We start from the raw sequence: 25,882 nt of genomic DNA, 5'->3' as shown, positions 1-25,882 counted from the left end.
GGCCCCTACCAACCAGACCGCCTCATCTGGCGCCGCAGGGAACCCAAAAATATTCCAAGCGTTTGCTCTCGCAGTTAGAGCCGAGGCAATCATGACGACATTCGAAACCATCTTCAATAACCCGAGCTTGCCCCAGACAAAATCACAACGCCCGAGCGACCGCCAAAAACAGGGTGGCAGCGACTTGCGTTTCCAAGGGAGCGCTGCGAAGACGACCTTCCTGATCAACGGCAATAGCTACTTTGCGGAGTTGGCGCGCGCACTGCGGCAGGCACGGCGCACCGTCTGGATCGTCGGTTGGGATTTCAACCCCGACATCCCGATGGAACCTGACAAATCCGACGAGACCCTGTCCGACCTACTGCATGAACTGGCGGCCGCAAATCCGCAGCTCGAAATACGCATCCTCGTCTGGACGCTCGGTCCCATCTATTCGGACAAGTCGCTCCGGCTGCTTCGCAAGAAGAGTTTCCCAAGGAATGACCGGATCGATCTGCGCTTCGATCTTCAGCGCGCGGTGCGCGGCTGCCACCATCAGAAGCTCGTCTGCATCGACGATGCCGTCTCCTTCATTGGCGGCATGGACCTGACATCGCGGCGATGGGACACCTGGCTTCATCGCGCCAAAGATAAACTTCGGCGCGATCCCGAGGGCGTTTCATACGATCCCCTGCACGACGTTCAGGCAATGGTCACCGGCGATGCTGCTAGGTTGATCGGCGATATCGCCAGGCGGCGCTGGGAAAACGCGACCGGTGAAAACCACCTGCCGTTGGCCGAAGATGTCGCTTTTTCCTGGCCGGACGATCTCGCCGTTTCGATGAGGGACATCGCGGTCAGCTTCGCGCTGACGGAGCCGTCGACCGCTTTTCGCGCCGGCATCAGCGACGGAATCGCCATGACATTGGACGTCATCGTCCGGGCGCGGCGGCAGCTTTACATCGAGGCGCAATATCTCGCCTCCTTCCGCGTCGCTGACGCCATCGCGGCGCGGCTGCAGGAGGAGGACGGTCCCGAGGTCGTCATCATCTGCACGCGCAGCTCTCATGGGCTGATCGAAAAGCTTGTCATGGGCGGCAATCGCGACCGCGTCATCCGCCGCCTCAAACGCGCCGATCGCGCCGATCGCTTGCGCGTCTATTATGCCGTCGTACCCGGGCCAGTCACGCCCGGAGAGAACGGCGAGGTGGAGGTGCTCGTCCATTCCAAGCTGATCATCGCCGATGACGAGCTGGTCCGCATCGGCTCCTCCAATCTCAACAATCGCTCGGAAGGGCTGGATGGCGAATGCGACATGTTGTTTGAGGCAGGTAGTGACGCGCACCGCGGCGCGATCGCGGATCTGCGCAATCACCTGCTTTCGGAATATCTCGGAACCACCCCGGAAACCTTCGCCGCAGCCTTGATGCAAAGCGGCACGTTGATCGAGGCGGTCGACGCTCTCAATGACGGGCCTCGGGGTTTACGGGAATTCACCGTCGAGCTGTCGGGCAGCATTTCACCGATTTCAGGCACGGCGATCTTCGACCCGGTTCGGCCCTTCGCAGTTTTAAACCGATTGGGCCTCGGCGCGCTCGTCCGCCGCCTCATTCGCCCCGCCTGACCTCCGTCGGAAAACGACCTCGCTGATGACGAGCAGCGTCGTGCCGAGCGCCAGTGGAATAAAGAAATAGGCGCAGCGGAACGCAATCAGCGCGCCGATCGACGCCTCCTTCGGCACGACATAGGAGACTGTCGCCTCGAGCACGCCGAGACCGCCCGGAACATGCGTCGCGAGGATCGCCGAATTGGCAAGCACGTAAGCCGTCACCGACCTGAAGAAGGCAACGTCGCCGAAGGCCGAAAGCATCTGGTGCAGGCAGGCGGAGACGAGCATGAAATTGATCGTCCCGACCGCAACCTGTGCGACCGCGATCGAAAATGGCGGCAACTGAAACGACCAGCGCCACAGCCCCAACGTGCCGCGGATGAAAAACGCCAGGCCCGCATAGAGAGCCGGCACGACCAGCGCCAGCAAACCGAAGATGCGCACACTTGCCGGGTCGATGCGCAGAAGGCGCCCGGCATCGCCGGGATTGACGATCATGGCGATGCCGCCAAGCGTGATCAGCCCGAGCCCTACCGTGACACCGCAAAACAGGATGATCTTCGCCACGTCCTCCGCCGTCAGCCCCCAGCGTGAATAGAAACGATAGCGAAAGGCGCCGCTGCTCAGGCCGGCGAAGCCGATATTGTGCCCGAGCGAAAGGCTGATGAACGAGGCGAGCAGGATATTCCGGTAGGGCAAGGATTTGCCGAGCGAGCGGATCGCCAGGAGGTCGAAGCAACTGAGGCACAGATAGGACGCCGCCGCAAAGAGAAGTGCAGTGCAAAAGGTCGAAAGGGGTATGCTGCGAACCGATTGGACGATCTGATCGAGGCTATATTGTTGGAACATTCGATAGAGGAGAAAGACCGCAAGACAAAGGGCAGCAACGAGCAGTCCATTCCATACCATGCTTTTCAAGCTCATCGATTGTCCTCAGGAGTGCGAGCGCGATGGTCGATGATCGGGAACGATCAAACGAGTTTTGTGTTCCCTGCAGAACCAGTTCTATGTTTTCCAGGGGAGCTTCCATGTGCTTTCCGGGGGGAACTTCTATGTTTCCCCGGGGGGAACGAGTTCAGCAGGGCCTATGCCGGATCAATCAATCAAAATCCTGACCTATAACGTGCACAGTTGTATCGGCGGCGACCGGAAGCTCGATCCCGGCCGCATCGCTTCTGTCATTGCCGAGGCTGAGGCTGATATCGTCGCTCTTCAGGAGGTCGATGTCCTCCGCCGCAGGACCGGCGGCGTCGACCAGGCCCATGCGATCGCCTCGCTTTTGAAGATGCAGGCTCATTTCCATCCGGCGCTGTCGATCGCTGAGGAGCAGTATGGCGATGCGATCATCACTTCGCTGCCGACCGGCGCGGTCAAGGCCGGACCATTGCCATCCATCGGCGAACAGCGCGGCGCCATTTCAGTCGAAATATTGGTCGGCGACAGAAAACTGCTGGTCGTCAACACCCATCTCGGCCTTCGCGGCCGCGAGCGCATCCGGCAGATGACGACATTGCTGAACCCCGGCTGGCTACGCGGCACGACGGATGAACCTCTTCCAACCATCCTCTGCGGCGATTTCAACGCCATTCCGTCATCGGCGACTTACCGACTTGCCGCGCGGTCATTGAAGGACGCCCAGCTCGCAGGCAGCGCCGCGCCGAGAGCCACCTTTCCCTCGCGCTACCCGCTGATGCGCCTCGACCACATCTTCGTCACTGACGATCTCATCGTCAAACAGGCGGCGGTCCTCGAAAACCGCCTGACAAGGATTGCCTCGGACCACCTGCCTCTGCTCGCGGAAATCGGCTTCGCCTGATCAGTCATCGACAATGACGAATTTCACCGGGCAAGCTTCCGGTTCATCACCGCCGCCACCAACGGTAGCGCCGTGGTCGCCACGGCTCCCAGAGGCAAGCGCATGATGCCCCTGGTGACGACGAAGGTCGCCGCCATTGCACCTGCGAGCTTGAGCCAAGGCTGTTTGCCGAGCTGCGCATGGGCGCTGGCATCGGCCCATCGGACGTTCTCCGTCACGACGGTCGCGGCCTGATGTTGGATCACATGAAGGCGAGCGCGGAGGTTTTCGAGTTCTTCTCGCAGTTCTTGCAGACGGCCTTCCAGCACATGACCTTCGTAGATCGGGAGGGGCTCCTCGACGGTGTCTCCAACGGAAGCATGAGCACCGAGCGTCGCAATATATGCCCGATATTCGGCCTCGCTGGCGAAACCCTCACGTCTGATAAGATCAGGGTTGATGCCCGCCTCTTCGAAGGAGGCCGGGGCGGTTTCCACAGCGTCGCGCATATCCTTGTTTGTGCCGGTGTCCCCGAGTTCGTCCTTGAGCATGATGTGTCTCCAGTTGTTCCTGGCGATAGAACGCTCGACGGCTCAGAAGGATGCATCGGCCTCCGCTCCGGCCTTCATCGTCGCGACGCGCTGAAACGCTCCGGCCGAAATTCCGCCAGCAGCGGATGCCGGCGTCCAGTGACGATCTCGTCCGCCAGCAGTTCGCCGGCAATCAGGCCGAGGGTGGCGCCGCTATGGCTGAAGGCGACGAAATAACCCGGGATCGACGGCAGTTCGCCGAAAACGGGCTCGCCGTCGCCCGGGATAGGCTTGAGGCCGACCCCATAATCTTCGACCTCCAGCGCAGGATTGCCTTCGAGAACCCTGGAGGCCTCGCGCAGCAGCCCCTCCAGCGTCGATTGTCTGATTTCATAGCTGCCGTCGGGCTTCACGCTCACCTCCTCCTCGGACCAGGCGGAATCGAGCGCGAAGCCACCGTTGGGCGTCGGCCGGATGGCGACGCGAGGCGTATTGAGCACGGCCTTCAACGGGTGGCGGATCGGCTTTGTCCTGACGAGAAGGGCGACGGGCGTTGCATCGCCGATATGCTGGCCGGCCTCGGCAACGATTGCGGGAACGTCGCCGCCGGCAGCAAGCAGCACGGCATCCGCGTCGCGGCGCATGCCGTCTGCGGTGATCACGCCACGGGCGCGCCCGCCTTCAATATCGACCGTCGCGCGACCCGCGTCCGTGATGATCTCGCCGCCCAGCGTGCGGAATTCTTCCACAAGCGTGGCGATCAAGGACGGAAGATCGACCCAGCCCTCCCCGGGGTTGAAGATCGCGCCTTGCCGCGTCACCACACTTGCATCGACACCCGGCGTCGCTGCAGCAATTCGTTCGGGGGCGAGCCACTGCGCGTGATAGCCGAGATCGCGCTCATAGTCGAAGATCTCAGCGATCTCGTTGCCGGCATCGTCCGCATCCCAGGTCAGGCCGCCATCGAAGCACAGCCACGGCGCATCGGGATACCGGACGGCCAGCGTGCGGTAGCGATCTATGCCGGCCAACCGCAGCCGGTGATAGGCATCGGTGCGTTTGCGCGCCGAATTGAGCCAGGCGAGCGAACGACCGGAGGCGCCGTTGGCGAGCGGGCCGTCATTGATGAGCACGATGCGGACCCCGAGCCGTGCCAGATGGACAGCCGTCGAGACGCCAAAGATCCCGCCGCCGATGACGACGACCTTCGAAGGTTTGGTGGAAGCATTCATGTCGATAACCTTGTTGTCTGCTCTTGCTAGATCGAATGAAATCCGGCGCACCCGGCATGAGGACGACCGGGGGCACCATGCGTTGCCTCAGGCGCTTCAGAGAACTTCCGCAAGGAAGCGCTTCAGCCGCTCGCTTTTGGGATTGTCGAAGATCTGCTCCGGGCAGCCGGCCTCGACGATGCGACCCTCATCCATGAAGACGACTTGGTCTGCCACCCTTCGGGCAAATCCCATCTCATGCGTCACCACGGCCATCGTCATGCCCTGTCGACCGAGAGCGGCCATCAGGTCGAGCACGCCCTTCACCAGTTCGGGATCGAGCGCACTCGTCACTTCGTCGAAGAGCATAACCTCTGGATCCATGGCAAGCGCGCGGGCGATGGCGACGCGCTGCTGCTGCCCACCCGACAGGCCGGCGGGCCGATGATCCCTACGCTCTGCGAGACCGACCTCCGCCAGACGCGCCTCGGCGATGCGCTGCGCCTCCTGCCTCGGCATCTTCTTGATCTTGGTCAGCGAAAGCATGACGTTTTCGAGTGCCGTGTGGTCGGGAAAAAGGTTGAAGTGCTGGAACACCATGCCCACACGCCGGCGCAGCCTCTCCGGCTTCATCGCCAGGATGCTCTCGCCATCGAGCAGGATGTCGCCGCCTTTCGGCTCGACAAGCCTGTTCATGCATCGCAGCAGCGTCGATTTTCCCGAGCCGGAAGGGCCGATGATGCAAGTGACGGTTCCGGCAGCGATGTCGAGATCAACACCCTTCAACACGTCGAGATCGCCGTAGGCCATGGCGAGGTCTCGGATTTTCAGGGCGCCGCCTTTGAAGCGCGGCGTACTCTCCTCGGCCGTGCCCGTGGGATGGGGGTCAGCGGCCCGCAACTCGCTTACCTCGACCAATCCGCTCGCAACACCCGAGCCGCGGCCTTGTTTTCCGAGCCGCAGTCTCGCATCGATATAGTTGACGAAGTGGGTCAGCGGAACGGTGATGACGAGATAGAAGACGCCCGCCAGCAGCAGCGGTGACAGATTGCCGGTGACGACGGCCTGATCCTGGCCGACCCGGAAGATCTCCCGCTCGGAAGCGAGCAATCCGAGGAAGTAGACAAGGCTGGAATCCTTGACGTTTCCGATGAATTGATTGACCAGCGCCGGCAGAACCCGCCTGATGCCTTGTGGGATGACGATCAGGCGCATGCCCTGGCCATGGCTCATGCTGAGAGCCCGGCAGGCTTCCATCTGGCCGCGCTCGACGCTTTGAATGCCGGACCGGAAAATTTCGCCGATATAGGCTCCGGCAATCAGGCTGAGCGCCAGGATGCCGAGCGGAAATGGAGACGGACCGAAGATCTCGCGCCCGATCCGGGCAAACCCCTGGCCGATGATCAGGATCGTGACGATCGCCGGAAGCCCGCGGAAAACATCGGTGTAGATGCGCGCCGGCAGCCGCAGCCAGCGGGATTGCGAGATGCCCATCACGGCAAGCGCCATACCGATGATGACGCCGAGCACGGTCGAGGCAGCGGCCAGGATCAGCGTATTCTTCAGGCCGACGCTGATCATGCTCGGCAGAACTTCCGCCATGGCGTCCCAGTCCAGGAAGCTGCGGCGCAGATTTTCAAGCCAGTTCATTCAGATCCCCATGAATTCTTGCCCGGCGCGGACGCCGCCGTCCGGCAGAGCCTTGGTAAGCCGCCCGCCATGAGCGGGCGGCTTGCGGCGTCACTTCTTGGGAAGATACTGTTCCGGCATCGGCGAGCCGGGGAACCACTTTTCGTAAAGGGTCTTCCAGGTGCCGTCCTGCATCGCATCGTGAAGCGCGCCGTTGAGCGCCGTGCGAAAGGCGTCATTTCCTTTTCGGACCACGAAGCCAGCAGGCGCATCGAAGGAGGGGATATTCACGGCAACCTTCAGCGCGGGATAGCGCTCGCCATATTGCTTGGCGGCCTCGTAGTCGAGAAAATGCGCATCGACCGTTCCGTTGTTGAGGGCAGCCACGGCAGAATTGTTGTCGGGGAATTTCACCAGATCGGTTCCCCCGAAATTCTTGGCCGCATAGACTTCCTGCAAGGTCCCCTGCACGACCCCGAGACGCTTGCCCTTGAGGCCATCGGCATCCTTGATACCGGCATCCGGGGTCAGCACGGAGAGATAACCGGCAAGATAGCCGTCGGAAAAGTCGATGGTCTTCTTGCGGGCTTCGGTGGTTCCGATCGCCGCAACGGCAACGTCGAACCTTTCGTTTGCGACCGACGGCAGGAGTGCTGAAAATTCCTGGCCCGTAAACGTCACCTTGTCTTTTTGAAAGCCGAGGCGGGAGACGACGTTGAGAAACAACTCGATATCGAAACCGGTAAACTGGCCGTCCGCCGTGGCAAACGTATAGGGCTTGGAATCGCCCATCGTGCCGACGCTGATAGTCCCTGGCTCGATCAGGTTATAGGGATTGTCGGCTGCGGCCGCAGAACCTGCCCCCATCGCAAGAAGGCATGTGACAAGGCCGGCCCGCAACGGGGCCATGATGGCCGGAAAAAATAGAAAAGGCTTCATCGTCGTTCTCCGCTCTGAAAGGAATGCTCTTGTCGGCATTGTCGTCCCCCGCTGCCGCGCATCGCGACAGAGATTTGTGGACAAGATACCGGTCTCTGATATAAAGAGACCGGTCTCAATACATATTTGATATCCGTCAATTGACCTGCCGTCAACAACTCTTGTAGTCCTCGGCCCATGGAAGATTCCGCTCATCCGAAACGTGCAGTCACGGTCGCCGACGTCGCGAAGGCCGCAAAGGTCTCGAAGGCGACGGCCGCCCGCGTTCTCGGCGGCTACGGCGTGGTCAGCGCCAAGATCACAGATCAGGTCATGGCGGCCGCCGCCGCCCTCGAATACCGCCCGAACGAACTCGCCCGGAGCATGAGCACCGGAAGATCCGGTATCATCGGGGTCGTGGTCGGCGATATCGAGAACGCCTTCTTCAGCCTGGCGGTGCGCGGCATCAGCGATGCCGCCCGCCTCGCGGGATTCAACGTCATCATCGCGAATTCGGGCGAAGAGCTCGATGCGGAAAAATCGGCCGTCGACCTCCTGATCGGCAAACGCGTCGATGGCCTGATCGTCACTCCGGCCCGCTGCGACAGCATCGATCATCTCCACCACGTCCGCCGCGCCGGCGTGCCGCTCGTCCTGTTCGACCGGGCGATCCCGGAACTCGATGTCGACGCCGTGACCGGCGACGACCGGGATGCGGCCATCGCGGCGACCCGGTATCTGATCGAGCAAGGACATCGCCGCCTCGCCTACGTCTCTGCTATGGATGCCGAGGGCGGCGGGCCTACAGATATCGGGCGGATCTCGAATTCCGCCGTGCGCGAACGCGTAGAAGGTTTTGTCAGCGTCCTGACCGAGGCGGGTTTGCCGAACCCTCTTCATTATGTCAGGCTCGGAGCCACGGACCAGCGCCAGACAGACGGCGTGATCAAAAGCCTGCTCGCCGACAGTGCCGCGCCGACGGCGCTGCTGGCGTCGGACAGCCTCGTCGGCTTGCGCATCTTCAAGTCGCTACAATCGCTCGGCCTGTCGATCCCCAAGGACGTGTCGATGATTTCGTTTCTCGACGCCGACTGGACCAGCGTCACCGTTCCGCCGATCACCATCGTAGACCAGCGCGTCTACGAGATGGGCAAGCTCGCCGGCGAGCGGCTCATCGCCCGTATCGAACGCACCCCTCTTGCCGTCGAACGTCTGCGCGTCCGCACGAGCCTCGTCCTGCGCGGCTCCGTCGCCACGATCGGCCGGTGAGACCTATTGATTTGGCCATACCCGCTCGCTTGAAGCAGCGAGCAGTGCCGCACTGCGATGTGCAACTGATGTCCATGGTCGCCGATTTGATATTACATGGGGGTGCTGTTGTCTTTACCTGACCAACGTTATTTAATACCGAAAATACTCGCTATGGGATTTTCAGAAAGATCATGCTCCAGTCAAAAGACGCTTCATCTGAGCTGATAGATTTGATCTATGGAAGTCTATTCGGTGAGTGCAACTGGCAGGATTTTCTAGATCGCGTTGCGCAAACCTCGCCGAATGGAAAGGCTGCCCTCCATTACCACGATCTGGCCTCGCCTGTGGCCCATGTTCCCTACGTATCGGGGTTTTCGAGGAATGAGGTCGACCAGTTCAGCAGCCACTTTGCCGCAGTGAACCCCTGGATTCCGAGATTGAGCTCAGTGCCCGTCGGTCAGGGTGTCTGCGGAGACGAGATCTTTCCACGCGAGGACTTGCTCAAATCGGAATTCTACAATGATTGGCTGAAGGGGCAGGCCCAATGCGAGACGAGCATTGGTGTCTCCATCATTCGGGAGGAAACCCGCACCTTCGTCCTATCGACCTGCACGTCGTCAGCGGATCCCGGTTTCAACAAGGAGGCAGCCGAGCGGTACACGATACTCGCTCCCCATTTGAAAAGAGCTTTCGACTTCATCCGGAAGCGCGATTTACTCGCCCCGGAAAGACAGACAACGCAAACCCTGTTTGATAGCATCGGCGTCGGACTGATCTACGTTTCGGAGCAAGGGCGAGCACGCCAATGGAATAAGAGCGCGGAAGCCTTAATGGCGACTGGCTTTCCTATGCATGTCGCCCCAGGCGGCAAGCTCGAAGTTCAATGCGAGAGGTCGACCGCTGTTCTCGATTTCCTGACCTCCAGAAAAGGTGTGCAAACAAGGCCGCATACGGCGATTGCAAACGGGAAGGACAAGGCAAGTTATCGCATCACACTCCTCCGGCTCCAGTCCGACGCATTCACTGAGATCTTGGAGGGGCCGACCGTGGCCGTCATTGTCGAGCCGATGGTGGCCACGCCGCTCAATGAGCGGCGAGACTTCCTAATGGAAGCCTACAAACTGACTGCGACGGAAATTCGGATCGCATCAAGCATAGCCTCGGGCCATTCTCCAAAAGAGGTGGCCATAGCCGATCACATCAGCTACGAAACGGTCAGAACCCACCTCAGAAACATCTATTCCAAGCTCGGGGTAAACTCCCGGGTTGGTTTGGTCGCGCTGCTCATGCGCTGACGATAATCTTGCAACTCGTCCCTACCGCCCGCATGGCTAGCCAGCCTTCGCATATTGCGAACGGGTGCCGAGAGCAAAGACATGCAACACTCGAACATTCCGGCAACCCTCGTCCCATCGCGGGGAAAAACCAGTGCTACGCCCACTAATCATAGAGTTCGCCGTGGCCGATCTGGTCCTGCCTGGTGGCTGCGTCGCTGATTGAGGGATCGTCGGCCGGATCGGGATCTCTCTTGTTGGCATCGCTTAAAGACTGGGCGGCCTTAAGCAGTGCTGCGGTTATCTCCTCAGTGCCCCATCCGGCTTCATTGGCGGCTGCAATCAGCCTTTCCAAAGCGTCGCGCGCGGCTGCGGTCGCCTCTTCGAAGCGCTCCGCGGGAGATTCGGTTTTAGGTCGTGAAAAGGTCATAGGCGTTCTCTCCAATAGGTCCGGCTCTTCGGAGTGAACGCAGCCCGGGGGAAATAGATGCACGACCGTGCTGATTAAACAAACCGATGCCCAGCAGCGCCGTACCGGAAAAGGCCCGCCACGTCTTTTCCCCTCAGATGACCGTCTGCAACAGAAACGGAGAGCGCTCCAACGGACGCTGGGCGAGGATCCTCAGCATTGCGGGGCCTTGTATGCCGGAAGTCGTGCAGGAATGGCCGTCGTGATAGACCACCGTCATGATGCGGCTGAGACTATTGTACCTGATCTCTGCGATCGTCCGGGTGTGAACCGGAAAGATGAATTCATGGGGTTGAGATTTCTCCCCCGAGGTTTTCAAGGTCATTGCGATGCCCCAACGAAAAAAGCAATTTTAGCCCCACCGCGCCTGGTCTGAGCCTAACGGTGTCCATCAAGCACATATTGCTGCGACGGTCGCGTGACATCGGCGTGACACGCAGAATCGGCACTGCTAACTCAAAGCGGAATTGGTGACGCGTCAGCTGCCAAAGCGGCCATCAACCGTCAATGCAATGTCCGTCGGATCCCGTGTGCGAGAGCGGCCTGCGGCCAGCATTCGACCGTGCGTGCCAACGATCGAACGGCTTCGTCCACGTTGAAAACCACGTCCCCGAGCCGCTCGATCTCATGATCGAGCTCGTAGACCTCGACTTCGTCGAGGTCGTCATTCTGGAGCATTCGCCTCATTGCCTCGATAAGGCGCTCAGTTCGCCCAACGATATCCAGCGCGCTGCGTATGATGATGTCGAACATGCCGTCCCCTCGCTTCGATAATGAAGGGTCGGCCAGAATCGTGATGCTGACAATCCTGAAATCTTGTCAGATGCGCTCGCGGATCGTGTCGTAGAGATCCCGCAACTCCCGCAGTGCGGGTTGAGGCCGATGGCGCGGCAGGGCGGCGCGACGCCCAGCCAAGGCAAGTGCGCCGGCGACCGCCGCGACGATCAGCAGCGTTGAGGCCGGGTAGAGCTTCACCGCCGCTTCCGTCTGACTCATTGCTTTCCCGGCACTCCCCTTTACCGATCGGGCGGCATCGAGGACCTGTTGCTGGAGCGTGCCGATCTGCTTTCGCAACGCGCCGAGCTCTTCGGCCAGGTCATGATCAGACTGTCGGGGAACGCCGACCGATGCGGTATTCGTATCGATGACGGCTTTCGGAACGGGCTCGCCGATCTTGGCTCCCTTGGTGTCGAGGGTCGTCGTCTCAGTGCTCTTGCGGCGCGGCATGATCATTTCTCCTTCCTGGAACATGATGCCGAAAAGTGTGAGCGGCTTTCGGAGACAAGATTCAGATACAGGTCAAAGGGACCTAAAATCCTCCCGTCTAGTCGTCGTCGAGCGAGAAGACCGGCCGGTAGTGGCGCTCGGCGATCAGCAAGCTCCGGTCGGGCCGGATGATGTAGATCTCCTCGACCTGGCGCCCCCATTGATCTGTGAAGGTGTGGGGGAAGGAAGAGCCCACCGGCGATTTCGTCAACTTGGTACGAGGCTGGCCATTATACGTGATGCTGCCGGGAATGGGTGCCAGTCCTGCCGACGAATAACTGCCTGCTCCGGTCGTACAGCCTGTCAGCACAACCGCAAAAACCAGCCCAAATCCTATGCTCCGCTTCATCGATCCCTCCAGCTGCCTTGTCTTCACGCGGCACGCGCTTTTATCGTCAATGTAACAGGGGACGACAGACATTGTTCCAGAATTTGGCCGGATACATCAGAGGAGGCGAGAATTCGCTCGAAACCGGAACGACCGCGGCATCGCGTCGTTCTGTCGAAGCCCATGCAGTCGCCTATCCCCTCACGTTGGCGTTGAACTTTTCGTAGACCGAGTGGTAAATCCGAGAATATGCGCGGATATGATGACGGCGATGTTAGCAAGACCAGCCGGGTATGCCCGGGCCCGCGATCGCTGCTCTGTGGGCGGCCTGCCAGATCGGCCGACTTTATTCCTCCACCGAACCGTTCGGTCCCGAGCTCATGAATGTCGCAAGAAATCTCGGCACTTTCATTCTGCCAGCGCTCGTTCTTCTCCTGGCGGGGCCTTTCAGGATGTGGTTCGACAGATTTGCGCCGCTGTATCCCTTTGTGCTCGGAGCCGGTATCCTCAACATCTATGTGCAGGACGATGCGCTGGCTGCCGGCTTACCGATGATCGTGCTTGTCTACCCCTTCCTGGTAATCTTTGCGCTCGCCTATTTGTTTCGCGGAGAGGTGTCGGAAATGCGCAATAGAATCCTGCAGTGCCGCGCGTGTTTTCTGACGCGCAAATGACGCTGTCGCGCCTTGAATTGCTGCCGTCACGGGCGACCTGCTGGCGCAATCGCTGAAAGGTGTCGCGCCGATGATGATGGCGCAGCTCAATATGACGAGTTGCAAAACCAGGTGGCGGCTGCCGTCAACACTTATCTCGACGGACCGAAATGCCTGACGATCAGCGCCGCCGGAAAAGCCGGTTCCCGTCCCGATGGTCATCGGCGCGGCCAAGGGCGCACCGAACACCATTTCTTCGCTGCTTGGCGTCAAGGTCACGGCGAACGACTAGCTATTCGCAAAGGCGTTTCACAACGCCTCTGCCGGAGGCGGGTTTTGCAAACCTGCCTCTGCATCCCTTTTCTGGGAAATCATAGTAACAAGCCGACGAAAGGCGTCCGCCACCTCGAGCCATTCCAGGAGAAGTGCGAAGCGGTTTTACCGCGAAAGGCTCTAAAATTCGTCGCTGCGACGCTTCACGGCGTGCTTCAACGCCACCATATGCCTTCGCCGCTCCAGCATATAATCGGCATATCCGACGCAGATGAACAGCAATATCGGACCGACGTAGATGATGATCAGAGCCAACGCGATAAGGATGAATGCGCTCGTCATGGTCTTTTTTCCATCAATATAGTCGCCGCATTCGACGCGGCGGACGGCTCCTCGTCTCGGCAATGCCTTATTCCGTTGAAATTCACCGGCTTCCTATTGGTTCCCTGCGCGAAGCGATTTCCATATGCGCGCCAGGCCCTATCAAACGACAATGATGAAGCGAACGGCTCGCCCGGCCTTGATCACTCCCGCGGACGTTCCTCCCGCATTGCCGCCGTCACGCTCTTCAGCAGCGGGCTCGACATCAGATCGGCGAGCAAAACCGATAGCTTCGGCTTCCAGTTCGGATAGCTGTCGCTGGTGCCTGGCACGTTGGTTGGCCTTTTTTCGTCGGTGAGATCGGCGAGACGGACCGCGGCGAGAAGCGAGGGCGTCCTGGCGATGAAGCGATAAGCGCTGACGGTCAATTCCCTTAGCGTCTCCTCGCTTGCCCGCGCTTGGAAAAGCCTGGCCGGCAGTTCGAGGCCGGCAGCCTTCAGCGCCGCTTTCAGGTTCCTCCGCTCGCGCTTGCGGTCTTCGAGGTGCTTCTTGGTGAGATCGGGCGGCACGATGCCGTGGTCGCACCGGGCCTGAATGTCGGCGCCGCGCCACCAGCCGGCAAGGGTTTGGTGGTCGTGCGTCGAAATGCAGGCCAAAGCCATGGCGGGATAGACGTCCGCCGGCTTGAAGCCCTTCTCGTCCTGTTCATAGGAAAGGATGCGGTAGGAGAGAATGTGGGCCGCCGCCAGATCGTCCTGCAATCCCTTGGGGATCAGGCCCAGGTCTTCTCCGATAACGAGGCACCGATGCTCGGCGGACACTTCGGCGAGGATCTGCAGAAGCCGGTCCTGGGGATAGCGGACATAGGCTCCGCCGTCCGGCCTGCTGCCCAATGGCACGAGGAAGAGGCGGCGAAGTGCTGCGGCGTGGTCGATGCGGATGGCGCCCGCATATCGCATGGCAGCGCTCAGCATGCGCCGGAAAGGCGACATTTCTCCTGCCGCGATCGCGGAAGGCAGATATCCGGCAAGGTGCCAGTCCTGCCCGTCCACGGCGAATGGATCGGGTGGGCTGCCGATGGTGGCCTTCGAGACATAGGTATCCGGCTCGCTCCACGTCGCGGAACCGTCGACCGCCTCCCCGACGGCAAGATCGAGATAGAGCCCGATCCGCAGGCCTGCCTTCCGCGCCCGGTCCGCCGCCTGCATCAGCTGCCGGTGGGCGAGCCATTGCAGCCACATGTGGAAAAGGACGTCGTCCGCGTGTTCGCGCTCGAATTCGGCAACGGCGGCGCTTTCGAAGCGCTGGAAATCGGCCGGCCAACTTTGCCAGCCGGCGCCTGTCCCGCGCTCGACCATGGAAAACGAGAGGGATTCGAAAAGCGCATGCAGCCGCAGGCTGTTACCACCTTGCGTGATGAAGGCGTCGAAATCGGCCGGATCATAGGCGTCGTCGATCACGCTGCTCTGTCGCCAGGCCGGCCAAAGATCGCGCAGGACCCTCAGCTTGATCCGTGCGACGCCGACGTAGTCGACGAGATCGGTTTGGCGAAGGCTTTCCAAATGCCGTTCGAGTTCGGGACCGCAGGCAAAACCCGGCAATCGGTCGACCGCGATATAGAGCGGGTTGAGATGCTGGCGGCTCGACGGCTCGTAGGGACTGCAACGGTCTGGATCGGCGAGAAACGGCGCATGAAGCGGGGTGAGGCCGATGAAATCGGCGCCCAACGATCCTGCGAGATCCGCCATATCCGACAGATCCTCGAAGTCTCCTATGCCCCAGTTGCGCGCCGAACGGAGCTCGTAAAGCTGCAGGCTCACGCCCCAGACACGCGTGCCGGAAAGGAAATCGGGCAGAAATGACCTGGCGATCTTCTTAGCCGCCGGCTTGGGCTCCCGCCGCGGCGCGCCGGTCTCGGGATCGGCCGTTCCCGGCACGTCGATCTTCAGTGCCGAGAGGATCTTGCGCTTGGTCTTGGCTGATATCGCCACCTCCCGATTGTCCGGACTGGGCCTGGTCAGGCTGATGCCGTGCCGGCGGGCGAGCTTGTCGAGCTCAGCAGGTTTCATCTTTTAATCGCCTTCCTGTCAGCACGCCGTTACGCCTCGCTGATTTTCCAAATCACCGTCCAGGGTGCGAGATCGCCGCCGTCGCTGCCGCCGAGACCGAAGATCGTCTCGCCGTCGTCCTGCGGCGAGACGAGCGGCACCGCCTCGGCGCTGAGGTTGGCCTGCAGATGAAGACGCCGGTTCTGCGCCAGGGTCCAATCCACCGCGAGCGCGCTTTCCGCCGAGCGATAGACCGCGGTTCCGGCGCCAGCGCCTTTCAGCAAAGGCACGATCCTGCGGTGCCGGAGGTCGAGAAGCATCCTGTAAAAACCGATTAACTCGGAAGAGGCGAGTTTCGACCAGTCCAGCTTGGCGGCGGCAAAGGTCGATGGCGCCGTCGGGTCTAGAAGGTCGTCAGCGTCGAAGCCCGGGAGACGGGAAAGCTCCTCGCGACGGCCTTTCCTGACCTTCTCGTTCAGATCCTCGTCGAAATCGCAGAAGAAGGGGAAAGGTTCTGTGGCGCCCCATTCCTCCCCCATGAACAGCATCGGGATCTCAGGCGCCAGCAGGTAGATGGCGGCGACCGCCTTGACGACATCAGCCGGGCTCGAAGCCAGAACCCTATCCCCCAGCGCCCTGTTGCCGATCTGGTCATGGTTCTGGATGAAGGAGATAAAAGCGGTGGGCGGGAGATGGCCGCTCGGCTTGCCACGGCTTCCGCCGCGATAAGGCATGTGTTCCCCCTGAAACACGAAACCTTCCGCCAGCGCCCGACCGAGCTTGCCGGCGTCACCAGCGTAATCGGCATAATAGCCGAAGGTTTCGCCGGTGGCGGTGATATGCAACACATGGTGCACGTCGTCGTTCCACTGGGCGGTGAACAGCTTCACTTCCCCGTTTTCGTCACGCTGCAATAGGTCGCTGTCGTTCTCCTCGTTTTCGACGATCAGATGAACATGCCGGTCGCCGGCCGCGGCCCTGACGCGGCGGGCAAGCGCGTGAAGCAGATGCTCGGAGCTATCGTCCTTGATGGCATGCACGGCATCGAAGCGGAAACCGTCGAGCCTGAACTCGGTGATCCAATAGATGGCGTTCTCGATGATGAATTCGCGGATCATCTCCGACCCGTCGCCGTCGTAATTGATACCGTTGCCCCAGGGCGTCTTGTGATGATCGGTAAAGAGCGGTGCATAGGCCGGGATGTAATTGCCGTCCGGCCCGAAGTGATTGTAGACCACGTCCAGGAAAACCGAGATGCCGTGCTGGTGCGCTGCGTCCACCAACGCCATGAAATCTTCCGGCCGGCCGTAGCTGCTGTCCGGAGCATAGGGAAGCACCCCGTCATAACCCCAGCTGTAACGGCCGGGAAATTCACTCAGCGGCATGATCTGCAGCGCCGTGACGCCCAAAGCTCGCAGATGGTCGAGCCGCTCGATCGCGGCCTTGAAAGTACCCTCCGGCGTGAAGCAGCCGATATGCATCTCATAGATCACCATCTCTTCCCAGGGCCGTCCCGTCCAGTCGCTCGTCTTCCAGCGATAGAAGGAAAAGTCGACCACTTCGCTCGGTCCGTGCACATCCTGCGGCTGAAACCGCGAGGCGGGGTCGGGTATTTCGAGACCGTCCGGCAGGATGAAGCGGTAGCTCGTACCGACACTGGCATCCGCGACTGTAGAGTGGTGCCAGCCGTCCCCGGCCGCCTGCATTGGCCGCGGATCAGCGCCTTCGATCTTCAACAACACGCTTTCATGCAAGGGAGCCCAGAGGCGGAATAGAATGCCCTCTTCAGTGGATGCCGGTCCGAACGTCATTTGGGTCAAAGGAAAGCCTTCGATGAAATTGGGATGGGATCTGGGTAACTTTTGTCAGGGCAAAAAGTTTCGCACGCACGAAGAGCGCAAAGCGGCCTCCGTCGCGAGGTGCCCTCAGGAAGAGACCCAACGAGTATGATTCCATCCTATCGATTTCTGTAAACCTGCAAAAAATAGGAGTGTGATGATGCGTTCGACGCAACAAATGAGCATCACGTTGCCCGTGGAAATGGCGAAGCGCGTTAAACAGCGGGTGTTCAACGGTGATTACGCCTCGGAGAGCGAAGTCACACGCGAGGGACTGCGGGCTTTGCAGGAACGCGAGAATGCCGTCGATCATTGGCTGCGAACAGAAATTAGGGCCCACTTCGACCCTCAGGCCGCCGCGACTTTGCCCGAGAGCGCCTGATCCATCGCCGCCTGAAGCTGTTCCTGTGTGAATGGCTTCTTCATCCGCAGCATCCGGCCGAGGCCATGGTCCTCGGAAATTTCGGCATAGCCTGAGGCAAGGATGATGGGCAGGCCTGGAAAGGAGGAGCGAAGGTGACGCGCAAGCTCGGCGCCCGTCATGCCCGGCATGGCATGATCGGTGATGACGAGATCGCAATCCTGCCCGTGGGCAAAGAATTCCAAGGCCTGGGAAGCGGAAGACGCTTCCTGTGGCAGGTGCCCGAGATCCTCCAGCATCGCCACGGTTCCCGTCCTCACAAGGGCGTCGTCGTCGACAACGAGAATGGCAAGCGGCCGCGACGCGATTTTCAAGGGCTCCGGGGCCGGAGGCTCGACAGCCGGCTGCACCTTGACGAAGGTTTCGGCAACGGGCAGCCACAGCGAAACCGTCGTGCCTTTGCCCCTAACGCTTGATATCTGGATCGAGCCACCGGATTGCGCCGCCAGGCCATGCACCATCGACAGGCCGAGACCGGTGCCCTTGCCGACCCCCTTGGTGGTGAAAAACGGTTCGGCGGCACGCGAGACCGTTGCCTCGTCCATCCCCTCGCCATCGTCCGACACCGATATCCTGATGTAATTTCCGCCTGCAAGGCTGGCCGGCCGGGCTTCTTCGGCTGCCGCCGCGGCAACCGTCACGGCTCCGCCGCTTTCGAGCGCATCCCGCGCATTGACGAACAGGTTGAGCAACGCCAGTTCCAACTGGTTGCTGTCGACCAGGAGGGGTGCCAGATCCGCCGGGATGCTTTTGCGGATTTCGATGCGCGGCCCCACCGCCTTGGCGAGAAGATCCTCGACGTTTTCGAACAGCCTGAAGAAGTCGACCGCCTGCGGCTTAAGCTCCTGGCGGCGTGCGAAAGCAAGCAGGCGCTGGGTGAGCGCCGTGCCGCGTTCGGCCGCCTGGATCGCGTTCGTCACCAGGCGTTCACTGCGTTCATCGGCCGGAAGCCGCTTCTTGAGAAGATTCAGGCTGCCGAGAACTGCCATCAGGAGGTTATTGAAGTCGTGGGCCACGCCACCCGTCAGGTGGCCAATCGTGTCGAGCTTCTGCGCCTCGAACAGCTGTGCGAGCGCCTCTTCGCGCTCCCGCGTCCGTTGATCGATCCGGTGCTCGAGTTCCTCGTTGAGCTCACGCAACTGCGCTGCAGAAGCCTCGAGCTCGGCGGTGCGCTGGTGAACGCGGGCCTCCAGCTCGACGTTCAGGCGTTCGAGTTCCCTCGTCTTCCTGTAGAGCTCGGCAAAGACCCGCACCTTGGCTCTCAGCACCTCGGGGACGATCGGAACAGAGACGTAGTCGACCGCGCCCACAGCATAGCCGCGCAGCCGGTCGGGTTCCGCCAGCATCACGGCGGAAACAAAGATGATCGGCGTGTTCTGATAGCGCGGATGCTGCCGGATCATGCTGACGAGCTCGAACCCATCCTGTTCGGGCATGCAGACATCAACGAGGATCACCGCGATTTCAGTGCGCAACAGGTGCTCGAAGGCTTCGCGAGCGGATTGCGCCTTGATGAGGTTTTCCTCGAGCTCTTCGAGAATGACCTCGTAACTCAGGAGCTTTGCCGGTTGGTCGTCGACGAGGAGGATGTTGACGGGGTTCATGGCGAGGTCCTCAGCGATGCAGCCACATGCGAAGAGCCGACAGAAGCTGTTCGGTATTGACCGGCTTCGCCAGATAGTCGGATGCGCCCGCTTCCAGGCATTTCTCGCGGTCGCCCTTCATCGCCTTGGCCGTCAGCGCCACGATCGGCAGCCGCCGGAACCGGGGCTCCGAACGGATGAGCTGCATCGTCTCGTAGCCGTCCATTCCAGGCATCATGATGTCCATCAGCACGATCGCGACAGAGGGTTCGTTGTTGATGACATCGATGGCTTCGCTGCCGGTCGTCGCGGTCAGGACCTTCATTCCCCGGCGTTCGAGGACGCTGCTCAGCGCGAAGATGTTGCGGGCATCGTCGTCGACGAGCAGCACGGTCTCGCCGACAAGATCCTCATCCGAGCTGTGCAGTTCCTGCAGCGTCGCCTGTTTTGCGGCCGGCAGGTCGGCGACCACCCGGTGCAGGAACAAGGCCGTCTCATCCAGGAGACGTTCGGGCGACTCGACCCCCTTGACCACGACGCTGCGGGCCATGCTGTGCAGTGCCGCGTCTTCCTCGGCGGAAAGCTCCCGGCCGGTGAAGACGACCACCGGCACCTCGCCGATCTCGGCGTCGTCGCGTATCTGCTCCAGCACGTCGAAGCCGGACATGTCGGGAAGGGAAAGGTCGAGCACCACGCAGTCGGCGGCATTCTGCCGAAGGGCTGCGAGAGCCTCCGATCCGGAGCCGACGCTGGTGATATCGATGTCGTCATGTCCGAGAAGGGCGGTGACGCTCAGACGCTCGGCCTCGTTGTCTTCCACCAGCAGCAGATGCTTGCGGCGCGGTTGTGCATAGGCCTTCAATCGCGACAGTGCCTTGCCAAGGCCTTCTGGTGTCGTCGGCTTGCTCATGAAGGCGAAGGCGCCGCGGGTCAGCCCATGTTGGCGATCCTCGTCGAGGCTGATGATCTGGACCGGAATATGCCGCGTCTGCGGATTCTGCTTGAGCTGGCTCAGCACCGTCCAGCCGAGCATATCGGGCAGAAAGATGTCGAGCGAGATCGCCGCCGGCCTGTAGTCCTGCGCGAGTGCGAGCGCATCGCTGCCACGCATCGCCACCAGAACCTTGAATCCATTGTCGCGGGCGAGATCCACCAGCACGCGGGCGTAATGCGCATCGTCCTCGACGACGAGCAGCACGGAGTCGCCGGCCTCTATCTGATGGCGATCGTCTTCAACATGTTCGATCGGCTTTTCGGCGCGGCGGTTTGCTGCCGCCTCGGCGAATTCTACGACATTTGCCGACGGAACGGTCTTGGGGGCAGCCGCGCCGGCGCCGACATAGGTGAGCGGCAGATAGAGGACGAAGGTGCTGCCGATACCGGGGGTGCTGCGCAGCTGGATTTCGCCGCCGAGCAGGTTCGCCAGTTCGCGACTGATCGCCAAGCCGAGGCCGGTGCCGCCGTATTTGCGGCTCGTCGAAGCGTCCGCCTGCTGGAACGCCTCGAAAATGATGCGCTGTTTTTCAGGCGGTATGCCGATGCCGGTATCGACGACTTCGAAGGCAATGACCGAAGGCGCGTGCTTGAGGGAGGGATGATCGGACGACCAGCCGCTCGTTGCCGACGCGACGCGAAGTGTCACGCCGCCCTGCGCGGTGAACTTGAAGGCATTCGACAGCAGGTTTTTGAGGATCTGCTGCAGTCGCTTCGAATCCGTGATGAGGCTCTTTGCAACATCGGCGCCGACATCGACCGAGAACGACAGGTCCCGGTTTTCGGCCTCGTGCCGGAATGGCCGCGCCATCATCTCGAGCAGGTTGCTGACAAAAATCTCCTCGGCATCGACCGAGACTGTTCCGGACTCGATCTTCGACAGGTCGAGGATGTCGCTGATCAGGTTCAACAAATCGGTTCCCGCGCCGTGAATCGTCTTTGCGAACTCGACCTGTTTGCCCGAGAGGTTGCCATCCGGATTTTCTCCCAGCTGCTGGCCGAGGATGAGGATCGAATTCAAGGGCGTGCGCAGCTCATGCGACATGTTGGCGAGGAATTCGGATTTGTACTTCGATGTCAGCGCCAGCTCGGTTGCCTTTTCCTCGAGCGCGCGCCGGGCCTGCTCGATTTCCTGGTTCTTCGCCTCGACTTCGACGTTGCGCTCCTCCAGTTGCTGCGCCTTCTGTCCGAGCTGCTCGTTAGTCTGCTGCAGCTCGCGCTGCTGCGTCTGAAGCTCGGCGGCAAGCTGCTGGGACTGCTTGAGCAGGCCTTCGGTCTGCATCGTCGCTTCGATCGAGTTGAGGACGATGCCGATCGATGTCGTCAGCTGATCGAGGAAGGACAGCTGCAACTCGGTGAATTCGCCGACGGAGGCCAGCTCAATCACTGCTTTCACCTGCCCCTCGAAATGCACAGGCAGCACGATGGCGCTCCTCGGCAAGGTCGTGAACACGCCGGAGCTTATCGGAACGACATTGTCGGGAAGGTCGGTGACCAGGATGCGGCGGGCGTCGCTGGCGCACTGGCCGACAAGTCCCTGGCCGAATTCGAGCCGCGCCGGGTGCGCCGCCTCGCCCCCTTTCGCGTAGACAGAGAGCAGCGACAAGATCGGCTGCCGCTCGTCGGAATCCACCTGGTAGATGACCCCCTGATGGGCACCGACCAGAGGCGCCAGCTCCGACAGCAGCATCTTGCCGACCAGCGTCAGGTCGCGCTGCCCCTGCAGCATGTTGGTGAAGCGCGCCAGGTTGGTCTTCAGCCAGTCCTGCTCGGTGTTGCGCTCGGTGGTCAGCCTGAGGTTATCGATCATCGTGTTGATGTTGTCCTTGAGCTCGGCCACTTCGCCGCGCGCGTCGACCTTGATCGAGCGCGTCAGGTCACCCTTGGTGACGGCGGTCGCCACCTCGGCGATGGCGCGCACCTGCGTCGTCAGGTTGGCTGCCAGCAGGTTGACGTTACCGGTCAAGTCCTTCCAGGTTCCCGCAGTACCTGGAACATTCGCCTGACCGCCGAGGCGGCCTTCCACGCCCACCTCACGCGCAACCGTGGTCACCTGATCGGCAAAGGTCGCGAGCGTGTTGGTCATGTTGTTGATGGTCTCGGCAAGGGCTGCCACCTCGCCCTTCGATGCGACGGTGAGATTTTGCTTGAGGTCGCCGTTCGCCACCGCCGTCACCACCTTGACGATGCCGCGCACCTGCTCGGTCAGGTTGGCGGCCATGACGTTGACGGTGTCGGTCAGGTCTTTCCAGGTTCCGGCAACGCCCGGCACCTGCGCCTGGCCGCCGAGCTTGCCTTCGGTGCCGACTTCGCGGGCAACACGCGTCACTTCTCCGGCGAAGGCGTTGAGCTGGTCCACCATCGTATTGATGGTGTTCTTCAGTTCGAGGATTTCCCCCTTCACGTCGACGGTGATCTTGCGCGACAAGTCGCCGCGCGCCACGGCCGTCGTCACTTCGGCGATGTTGCGGACCTGGGTCGTCAGATTGGCGGCGAGCAGGTTGACGTTATCGGTTAGATCCTTCCAGGTGCCGGCGACGCCGGGAACGACGGCCTGACCGCCGAGCCTGCCATCGGTGCCGACTTCGCGGGCAACACGTGTCACTTCGCCGGCAAAGGAGCGAAGCTGATCGACCATGGTATTCAGCGTATCCTTCAAGAGCAGGATTTCGCCGCGCACGTCGACCGTGATCTTGCGCGACAGGTCGCCGTTGGCGATAGCGGTAGCCACCTCGGCGATGTTGCGCACCTGCGCCGTCAAGTTGCCGGCCATGGAGTTGACGCTGTCGGTCAGGTCCTTCCAGGTGCCGGCAACACCGGAGACCTGCGCCTGGCCGCCGAGCTTGCCTTCGGTGCCGACTTCGCGGGCGACGCGCGTCACTTCGCCGGCAAAGGCGTTGAGCTGGTCCACCATCGTGTTGATGGTGTTTTTCAGTTCGAGGATTTCCCCCTTCACGTCGACGGTGATCTTGCGCGACAGGTCGCCGCGGGCCACCGCCGTCGTCACTTCGGCGATGTTTCGCACCTGGCCGGTCAGGTTGGAGGCCATGGAGTTGACGTTTTCGGTAAGATCCTTCCAGGTGCCGGCGACACCTGGCACCTGCGCCTGGCCGCCGAGCTTGCCCTCGGTGCCGACCTCGCGGGCAACGCGGGTGACTTCGGAAGCAAAGCGGTTCAGCTGATCGACCATGGTGTTCAGCGTTTCCTTGAGCTCGAGGATTTCACCCGAGACCGACACCGTGATCTTCTTCGACAGGTCGCCATTGGCAATCGCAGTCGAGACTTCGGCGATGTTGCGCACCTGCGCCGTCAGATTGCCCGCCATTGAGTTGACGCTGTCGGTCAGGTCCTTCCAGGTGCCGGCGACGCCGAGCACGTTCGCCTGGCCGCCGAGCCGCCCTTCCGTGCCGACCTCGCGCGCCACACGCGTCACCTCGCCGGCAAAGCCGTTGAGCTGATCGACCATCGTGTTGATGGTCTCTTTCAGTTCGAGGATTTCGCCCGACACCGTCACGGTGATCTTCTTGGACAGGTCTCCCTGGGCGACGGCGGTCGCGACTTCGGCGATGTTGCGCACCTGCCCGGTCAAGTTGGAAGCCATGGAATTGACGCTGTCTGTCAGGTCCTTCCAGGTGCCGGCAACGCCGCGCACATTCGCCTGGCCGCCGAGCCGGCCCTCCGTGCCCACTTCGCGGGCGACGCGGGTCACTTCCGAGGCAAAGGCGTTCAGCTGATCGACCATCGTATTGATGGTCTCCTTCAATTCGAGGATCTCCCCCTTCACGTCGACGGTGATCTTCTTCGACAAATCGCCATTGGCGATGGCAGTCGAGACTTCCGCGATATTGCGCACCTGCGCCGTCAGGTTGCCGCCCATCGAGTTGACGTTCTCAGTTAGATCCTTCCAGGTGCCGGCGACGCCGCGCACGTTGGCCTGGCCGCCGAGCCGGCCTTCGGTGCCGACTTCGCGGGCCACGCGGGTCACTTCCGACGCAAAGGCGTTCAGCTGATCGACCATCGTGTTGATCGTTTCCTTCAGCTCGAGGATCTCCCCAGACACCGTAACGGTGATCTTCTTCGAGAGGTCGCCGTTGGCGATCGCAGTCGAGACCTCGGCGATGTTGCGCACCTGCGCGGTGAGGTTCGAGGCCATGGAATTGACGTTATCGGTCAAGTCCTTCCAGGTGCCGGCGACGCCTGGCACCTGCGCCTGACCGCCGAGGCGGCCCTCTGTGCCGACTTCACGCGCCACACGCGTCACCTCGCCGGCAAAGCCGTTGAGCTGATCGACCATCGTGTTGATGGTTTCCTTCAGCTCCAGGATTTCGCCCGAGACGTCGACGGTGATCTTGCGCGACAGGTCGCCGCGCGCCACGGCCGTGGTCACCTGGGCAATGTTGCGCACCTGAGCCGTCAGGTTGCCGCACATGGCATTGACGCTGTCGGTCAGGTCCTTCCAGGTTCCGGCGACACCCGGCACCAGCGCCTGTCCGCCGAGCTTGCCTTCGGTGCCGACCTCGCGGGCGACGCGCGTCACTTCCGAGGCGAAGGATCTGAGCTGGTCGACCATGGTGTTGATCGCCTCCTTCAGCTGCAGGATCTCGCCGCGCACGTCGACGGTAATCTTCTTGGAAAGATCGCCATTGGCAACGGCGATCGTCACTTCGGCGATGTTGCGCACCTGCGCCGTCAGGTTCGACGCCATCGAGTTCACGCTTTCGGTGAGGTCCTTCCAGACGCCGGTCACCTCCGGCACCTGCGCCTGGCCGCCGAGTTTTCCGTCCGTGCCGACCTCGCGCGCGACGCGCGTTACTTCCGAGGTGAAGACGCTCAACTGCTTGATCATCGTATTGACGATATCGGCCGAGCGCAGGAATTCACCTTTGAGCGGCCGCCCGTCGACGTCGAGCGGCACGGTCCGCAAGAGATCTCCCTTGGCGACAGCCGTAATCGTGCGCGTAACAGCTGTCGTCGGCCACAGGAGATCGTCGATCAGACCATTGATCGATCCCTCCATTTCAGACCAGGAGCCGTCCGACAGGCCGAAGCGTACGCGCGTGCTCGTTCGCCCGTCCCGACCGACCACCTGCCCGACATGCTCGAGCTGCTGGGCCATGCGCTGATTGGCGGCAATGATGTCGTTGAGGGCATCGGCGACTTTGCCGGTGAGACCTGTCAGGTCGGACCGCATCCGTACGGAAAAGTCGCCGCGCCTAACCGCGACAAGGACTTCCAGAAGCGCGCTGGCGTCGTCGAACGCCATCGTTTTGTGGTCATGCCCATTGAGGCTATCTACCGCAACGCTGTCGCGCGCGAATTCGCTAGTTTGGTTGCTCACGAAAATCCCCCTATTCGACGACTGGTAATTTAGTGCTCAACTCAGAAAATGGTATGGGCCGTCCCGCGTTCATCCTAACATGATTCACCACCCAAAATGAGCCTGATAGTTGCAAATATCGGAAATGCTCGCCCGAAACCGCTCCAGTCAAATTT

Annotated in this window: 20 protein-coding genes and 2 pseudogenes; 7 read left to right on the top strand and 15 right to left on the bottom strand. The window is 61.2% G+C overall.

What is annotated here, in order from left to right:
• Positions 1 to 91 precede the first annotated feature (91 nt).
• The gene (locus AC245Y_RS31065; protein ID WP_017996315.1) at positions 92 to 1,603 is read left to right on the top strand and encodes a phospholipase D-like domain-containing protein; all 1,512 of its coding nucleotides are present in this window, start codon (positions 92 to 94) and stop codon (positions 1,601 to 1,603) included.
• Here the strand turns inward: AC245Y_RS31065 and AC245Y_RS31060 are convergent.
• On the bottom strand, positions 1,550 to 2,512 hold the full coding sequence (locus AC245Y_RS31060) for a lysylphosphatidylglycerol synthase domain-containing protein (protein WP_017996316.1): 963 nt from the start codon (positions 2,510 to 2,512) through the stop codon (positions 1,550 to 1,552). The genes AC245Y_RS31065 and AC245Y_RS31060 overlap by 54 nt on opposite strands.
• A gap of 163 nt (positions 2,513 to 2,675) precedes the next feature.
• Between AC245Y_RS31060 and AC245Y_RS31055 the strand changes: the two genes are divergently transcribed.
• The gene (locus AC245Y_RS31055; protein WP_003562723.1) at positions 2,676 to 3,404 is read left to right on the top strand and encodes an endonuclease/exonuclease/phosphatase family protein; all 729 of its coding nucleotides are present in this window, start codon (positions 2,676 to 2,678) and stop codon (positions 3,402 to 3,404) included.
• Positions 3,405 to 3,427: 23 nt separating this feature from the next.
• On the opposite strand, the gene AC245Y_RS31050 is transcribed toward AC245Y_RS31055, so the two are convergent.
• From AC245Y_RS31050 to AC245Y_RS31035, 4 genes are all read right to left on the bottom strand, one after another.
• Complete coding sequence (locus AC245Y_RS31050) at positions 3,428 to 3,934, bottom strand: hypothetical protein (RefSeq protein ID WP_017996317.1); 507 nt, start codon at positions 3,932 to 3,934, stop codon at positions 3,428 to 3,430.
• A 74-nt stretch (positions 3,935 to 4,008) separates the two neighbouring features.
• Entirely contained in the window at positions 4,009 to 5,145 is a 1,137-nt protein-coding gene (locus AC245Y_RS31045) for an NAD(P)/FAD-dependent oxidoreductase (protein WP_012755481.1), read from the bottom strand.
• Between the two features lie 96 nt (positions 5,146 to 5,241).
• Positions 5,242 to 6,774, bottom strand: a complete 1,533-nt coding sequence (locus AC245Y_RS31040) for an amino acid ABC transporter permease/ATP-binding protein (RefSeq protein WP_017996318.1) — start codon at positions 6,772 to 6,774, stop codon at positions 5,242 to 5,244.
• Between the two features lie 90 nt (positions 6,775 to 6,864).
• Positions 6,865 to 7,692 (bottom strand): ABC transporter substrate-binding protein, encoded by an 828-nt coding sequence (locus AC245Y_RS31035; protein ID WP_003562731.1) that lies wholly within the window; start codon positions 7,690 to 7,692, stop codon positions 6,865 to 6,867.
• 177 nt (positions 7,693 to 7,869) lie between these two features.
• Here AC245Y_RS31035 and AC245Y_RS31030 point away from each other — a divergent pair, with 177 nt between their 5' ends.
• Together AC245Y_RS31030 and AC245Y_RS31025 are read left to right on the top strand one after the other, a co-directional pair.
• A complete protein-coding gene (locus AC245Y_RS31030; protein WP_017996319.1) occupies positions 7,870 to 8,940 on the top strand; it encodes a LacI family DNA-binding transcriptional regulator in 1,071 nt (356 codons plus the stop codon).
• A 173-nt stretch (positions 8,941 to 9,113) separates the two neighbouring features.
• On the top strand, positions 9,114 to 10,217 hold the full coding sequence (locus AC245Y_RS31025; RefSeq protein ID WP_017996320.1) for a LuxR C-terminal-related transcriptional regulator: 1,104 nt from the start codon (positions 9,114 to 9,116) through the stop codon (positions 10,215 to 10,217).
• Positions 10,218 to 10,362: 145 nt separating this feature from the next.
• On the opposite strand, the gene AC245Y_RS31020 is transcribed toward AC245Y_RS31025, so the two are convergent.
• The 5 genes from AC245Y_RS31020 to AC245Y_RS31000 all read right to left on the bottom strand — a co-directional run bounded on the left by AC245Y_RS31020 (position 10,363) and on the right by AC245Y_RS31000 (position 12,280).
• On the bottom strand, positions 10,363 to 10,626 hold the full coding sequence (locus tag AC245Y_RS31020) for a hypothetical protein (RefSeq protein WP_017996321.1): 264 nt from the start codon (positions 10,624 to 10,626) through the stop codon (positions 10,363 to 10,365).
• 133 nt (positions 10,627 to 10,759) lie between these two features.
• Positions 10,760 to 10,990 (bottom strand): hypothetical protein, encoded by a 231-nt coding sequence (locus AC245Y_RS31015; protein WP_011649482.1) that lies wholly within the window; start codon positions 10,988 to 10,990, stop codon positions 10,760 to 10,762.
• Positions 10,991 to 11,169: 179 nt separating this feature from the next.
• A complete protein-coding gene (locus AC245Y_RS31010; RefSeq protein ID WP_012755476.1) occupies positions 11,170 to 11,418 on the bottom strand; it encodes a hypothetical protein in 249 nt (82 codons plus the stop codon).
• A gap of 66 nt (positions 11,419 to 11,484) precedes the next feature.
• Positions 11,485 to 11,892 (bottom strand): hypothetical protein, encoded by a 408-nt coding sequence (locus AC245Y_RS31005; protein ID WP_026157594.1) that lies wholly within the window; start codon positions 11,890 to 11,892, stop codon positions 11,485 to 11,487.
• A 97-nt stretch (positions 11,893 to 11,989) separates the two neighbouring features.
• Positions 11,990 to 12,280 (bottom strand): hypothetical protein, encoded by a 291-nt coding sequence (locus tag AC245Y_RS31000; RefSeq protein WP_012755474.1) that lies wholly within the window; start codon positions 12,278 to 12,280, stop codon positions 11,990 to 11,992.
• Positions 12,281 to 12,552: 272 nt separating this feature from the next.
• On the opposite strand from AC245Y_RS31000, the gene AC245Y_RS30995 reads away from it, so the two are divergent.
• Positions 12,553 to 12,933 carry a hypothetical protein gene (locus tag AC245Y_RS30995; protein WP_017996324.1) on the top strand — a complete coding sequence of 127 codons (381 nt, stop codon included), beginning with the start codon at positions 12,553 to 12,555 and terminating at the stop codon, positions 12,931 to 12,933.
• 25 nt (positions 12,934 to 12,958) lie between these two features.
• Positions 12,959 to 13,204: pseudogene (locus AC245Y_RS30990) on the top strand (hypothetical protein); the annotation flags it as partial.
• 161 nt (positions 13,205 to 13,365) lie between these two features.
• Here AC245Y_RS30990 and AC245Y_RS30985 read toward each other — a convergent pair.
• The 3 genes from AC245Y_RS30985 to treZ form a co-directional block, all read right to left on the bottom strand.
• Entirely contained in the window at positions 13,366 to 13,527 is a 162-nt protein-coding gene (locus AC245Y_RS30985; protein WP_017996325.1) for a hypothetical protein, read from the bottom strand.
• Between the two features lie 182 nt (positions 13,528 to 13,709).
• Positions 13,710 to 15,575, bottom strand: a complete 1,866-nt coding sequence (gene malQ, locus AC245Y_RS30980; protein WP_003562749.1) for a 4-alpha-glucanotransferase — start codon at positions 15,573 to 15,575, stop codon at positions 13,710 to 13,712.
• A 29-nt stretch (positions 15,576 to 15,604) separates the two neighbouring features.
• Complete coding sequence (gene treZ, locus AC245Y_RS30975; RefSeq protein WP_409566627.1) at positions 15,605 to 17,365, bottom strand: malto-oligosyltrehalose trehalohydrolase; 1,761 nt, start codon at positions 17,363 to 17,365, stop codon at positions 15,605 to 15,607.
• 187 nt (positions 17,366 to 17,552) lie between these two features.
• On the opposite strand from treZ, the pseudogene AC245Y_RS30970 reads away from it, so the two are divergent.
• A pseudogene (locus AC245Y_RS30970) lies at positions 17,553 to 17,738 on the top strand (type II toxin-antitoxin system ParD family antitoxin); the annotation flags it as partial.
• A 2-nt stretch (positions 17,739 to 17,740) separates the two neighbouring features.
• On the opposite strand, the gene AC245Y_RS30965 reads toward AC245Y_RS30970, so the two are convergent.
• Together AC245Y_RS30965 and AC245Y_RS30960 are read right to left on the bottom strand one after the other, a co-directional pair.
• Positions 17,741 to 19,417 (bottom strand): response regulator, encoded by a 1,677-nt coding sequence (locus tag AC245Y_RS30965; protein WP_003562753.1) that lies wholly within the window; start codon positions 19,415 to 19,417, stop codon positions 17,741 to 17,743.
• Between the two features lie 10 nt (positions 19,418 to 19,427).
• On the bottom strand, positions 19,428 to 25,727 hold the full coding sequence (locus AC245Y_RS30960; RefSeq protein ID WP_003562755.1) for a HAMP domain-containing protein: 6,300 nt from the start codon (positions 25,725 to 25,727) through the stop codon (positions 19,428 to 19,430).
• Between the last annotated feature and the right edge of the window lie 155 nt (positions 25,728 to 25,882).

Source organism: Rhizobium sp. SRDI943 (genome assembly GCF_057653695.1).
This window is presented reverse-complemented; position numbering and strand designations above follow the sequence as displayed.

Excerpts from the sequence above, each read along its gene's own strand:
- AC245Y_RS31065 (WP_017996315.1), top strand. The coding sequence starts at position 92 with ATGACGACATTCGAAACCATCTTCAATAACCCGAGCTTGCCCCAGACA.
- AC245Y_RS31060 (WP_017996316.1), bottom strand. The coding sequence starts at position 2,512 with ATGAGCTTGAAAAGCATGGTATGGAATGGACTGCTCGTTGCTGCCCTT.
- AC245Y_RS31055 (WP_003562723.1), top strand. The coding sequence starts at position 2,676 with ATGCCGGATCAATCAATCAAAATCCTGACCTATAACGTGCACAGTTGT.
- AC245Y_RS31050 (WP_017996317.1), bottom strand. The coding sequence starts at position 3,934 with ATGCTCAAGGACGAACTCGGGGACACCGGCACAAACAAGGATATGCGC.
- AC245Y_RS31045 (WP_012755481.1), bottom strand. The coding sequence starts at position 5,145 with ATGAATGCTTCCACCAAACCTTCGAAGGTCGTCGTCATCGGCGGCGGG.
- AC245Y_RS31040 (WP_017996318.1), bottom strand. The coding sequence starts at position 6,774 with ATGAACTGGCTTGAAAATCTGCGCCGCAGCTTCCTGGACTGGGACGCC.
- AC245Y_RS31035 (WP_003562731.1), bottom strand. The coding sequence starts at position 7,692 with ATGAAGCCTTTTCTATTTTTTCCGGCCATCATGGCCCCGTTGCGGGCC.
- AC245Y_RS31030 (WP_017996319.1), top strand. The coding sequence starts at position 7,870 with ATGGAAGATTCCGCTCATCCGAAACGTGCAGTCACGGTCGCCGACGTC.
- AC245Y_RS31025 (WP_017996320.1), top strand. The coding sequence starts at position 9,114 with ATGCTCCAGTCAAAAGACGCTTCATCTGAGCTGATAGATTTGATCTAT.
- AC245Y_RS31020 (WP_017996321.1), bottom strand. The coding sequence starts at position 10,626 with ATGACCTTTTCACGACCTAAAACCGAATCTCCCGCGGAGCGCTTCGAA.
- AC245Y_RS31015 (WP_011649482.1), bottom strand. The coding sequence starts at position 10,990 with ATGACCTTGAAAACCTCGGGGGAGAAATCTCAACCCCATGAATTCATC.
- AC245Y_RS31010 (WP_012755476.1), bottom strand. The coding sequence starts at position 11,418 with ATGTTCGACATCATCATACGCAGCGCGCTGGATATCGTTGGGCGAACT.
- AC245Y_RS31005 (WP_026157594.1), bottom strand. The coding sequence starts at position 11,892 with ATGCCGCGCCGCAAGAGCACTGAGACGACGACCCTCGACACCAAGGGA.
- AC245Y_RS31000 (WP_012755474.1), bottom strand. The coding sequence starts at position 12,280 with ATGAAGCGGAGCATAGGATTTGGGCTGGTTTTTGCGGTTGTGCTGACA.
- AC245Y_RS30995 (WP_017996324.1), top strand. The coding sequence starts at position 12,553 with ATGCCCGGGCCCGCGATCGCTGCTCTGTGGGCGGCCTGCCAGATCGGC.
- AC245Y_RS30985 (WP_017996325.1), bottom strand. The coding sequence starts at position 13,527 with ATGACGAGCGCATTCATCCTTATCGCGTTGGCTCTGATCATCATCTAC.
- malQ (WP_003562749.1), bottom strand. The coding sequence starts at position 15,575 with ATGAAACCTGCTGAGCTCGACAAGCTCGCCCGCCGGCACGGCATCAGC.
- treZ (WP_409566627.1), bottom strand. The coding sequence starts at position 17,365 with ATGACGTTCGGACCGGCATCCACTGAAGAGGGCATTCTATTCCGCCTC.
- AC245Y_RS30965 (WP_003562753.1), bottom strand. The coding sequence starts at position 19,417 with ATGAACCCCGTCAACATCCTCCTCGTCGACGACCAACCGGCAAAGCTC.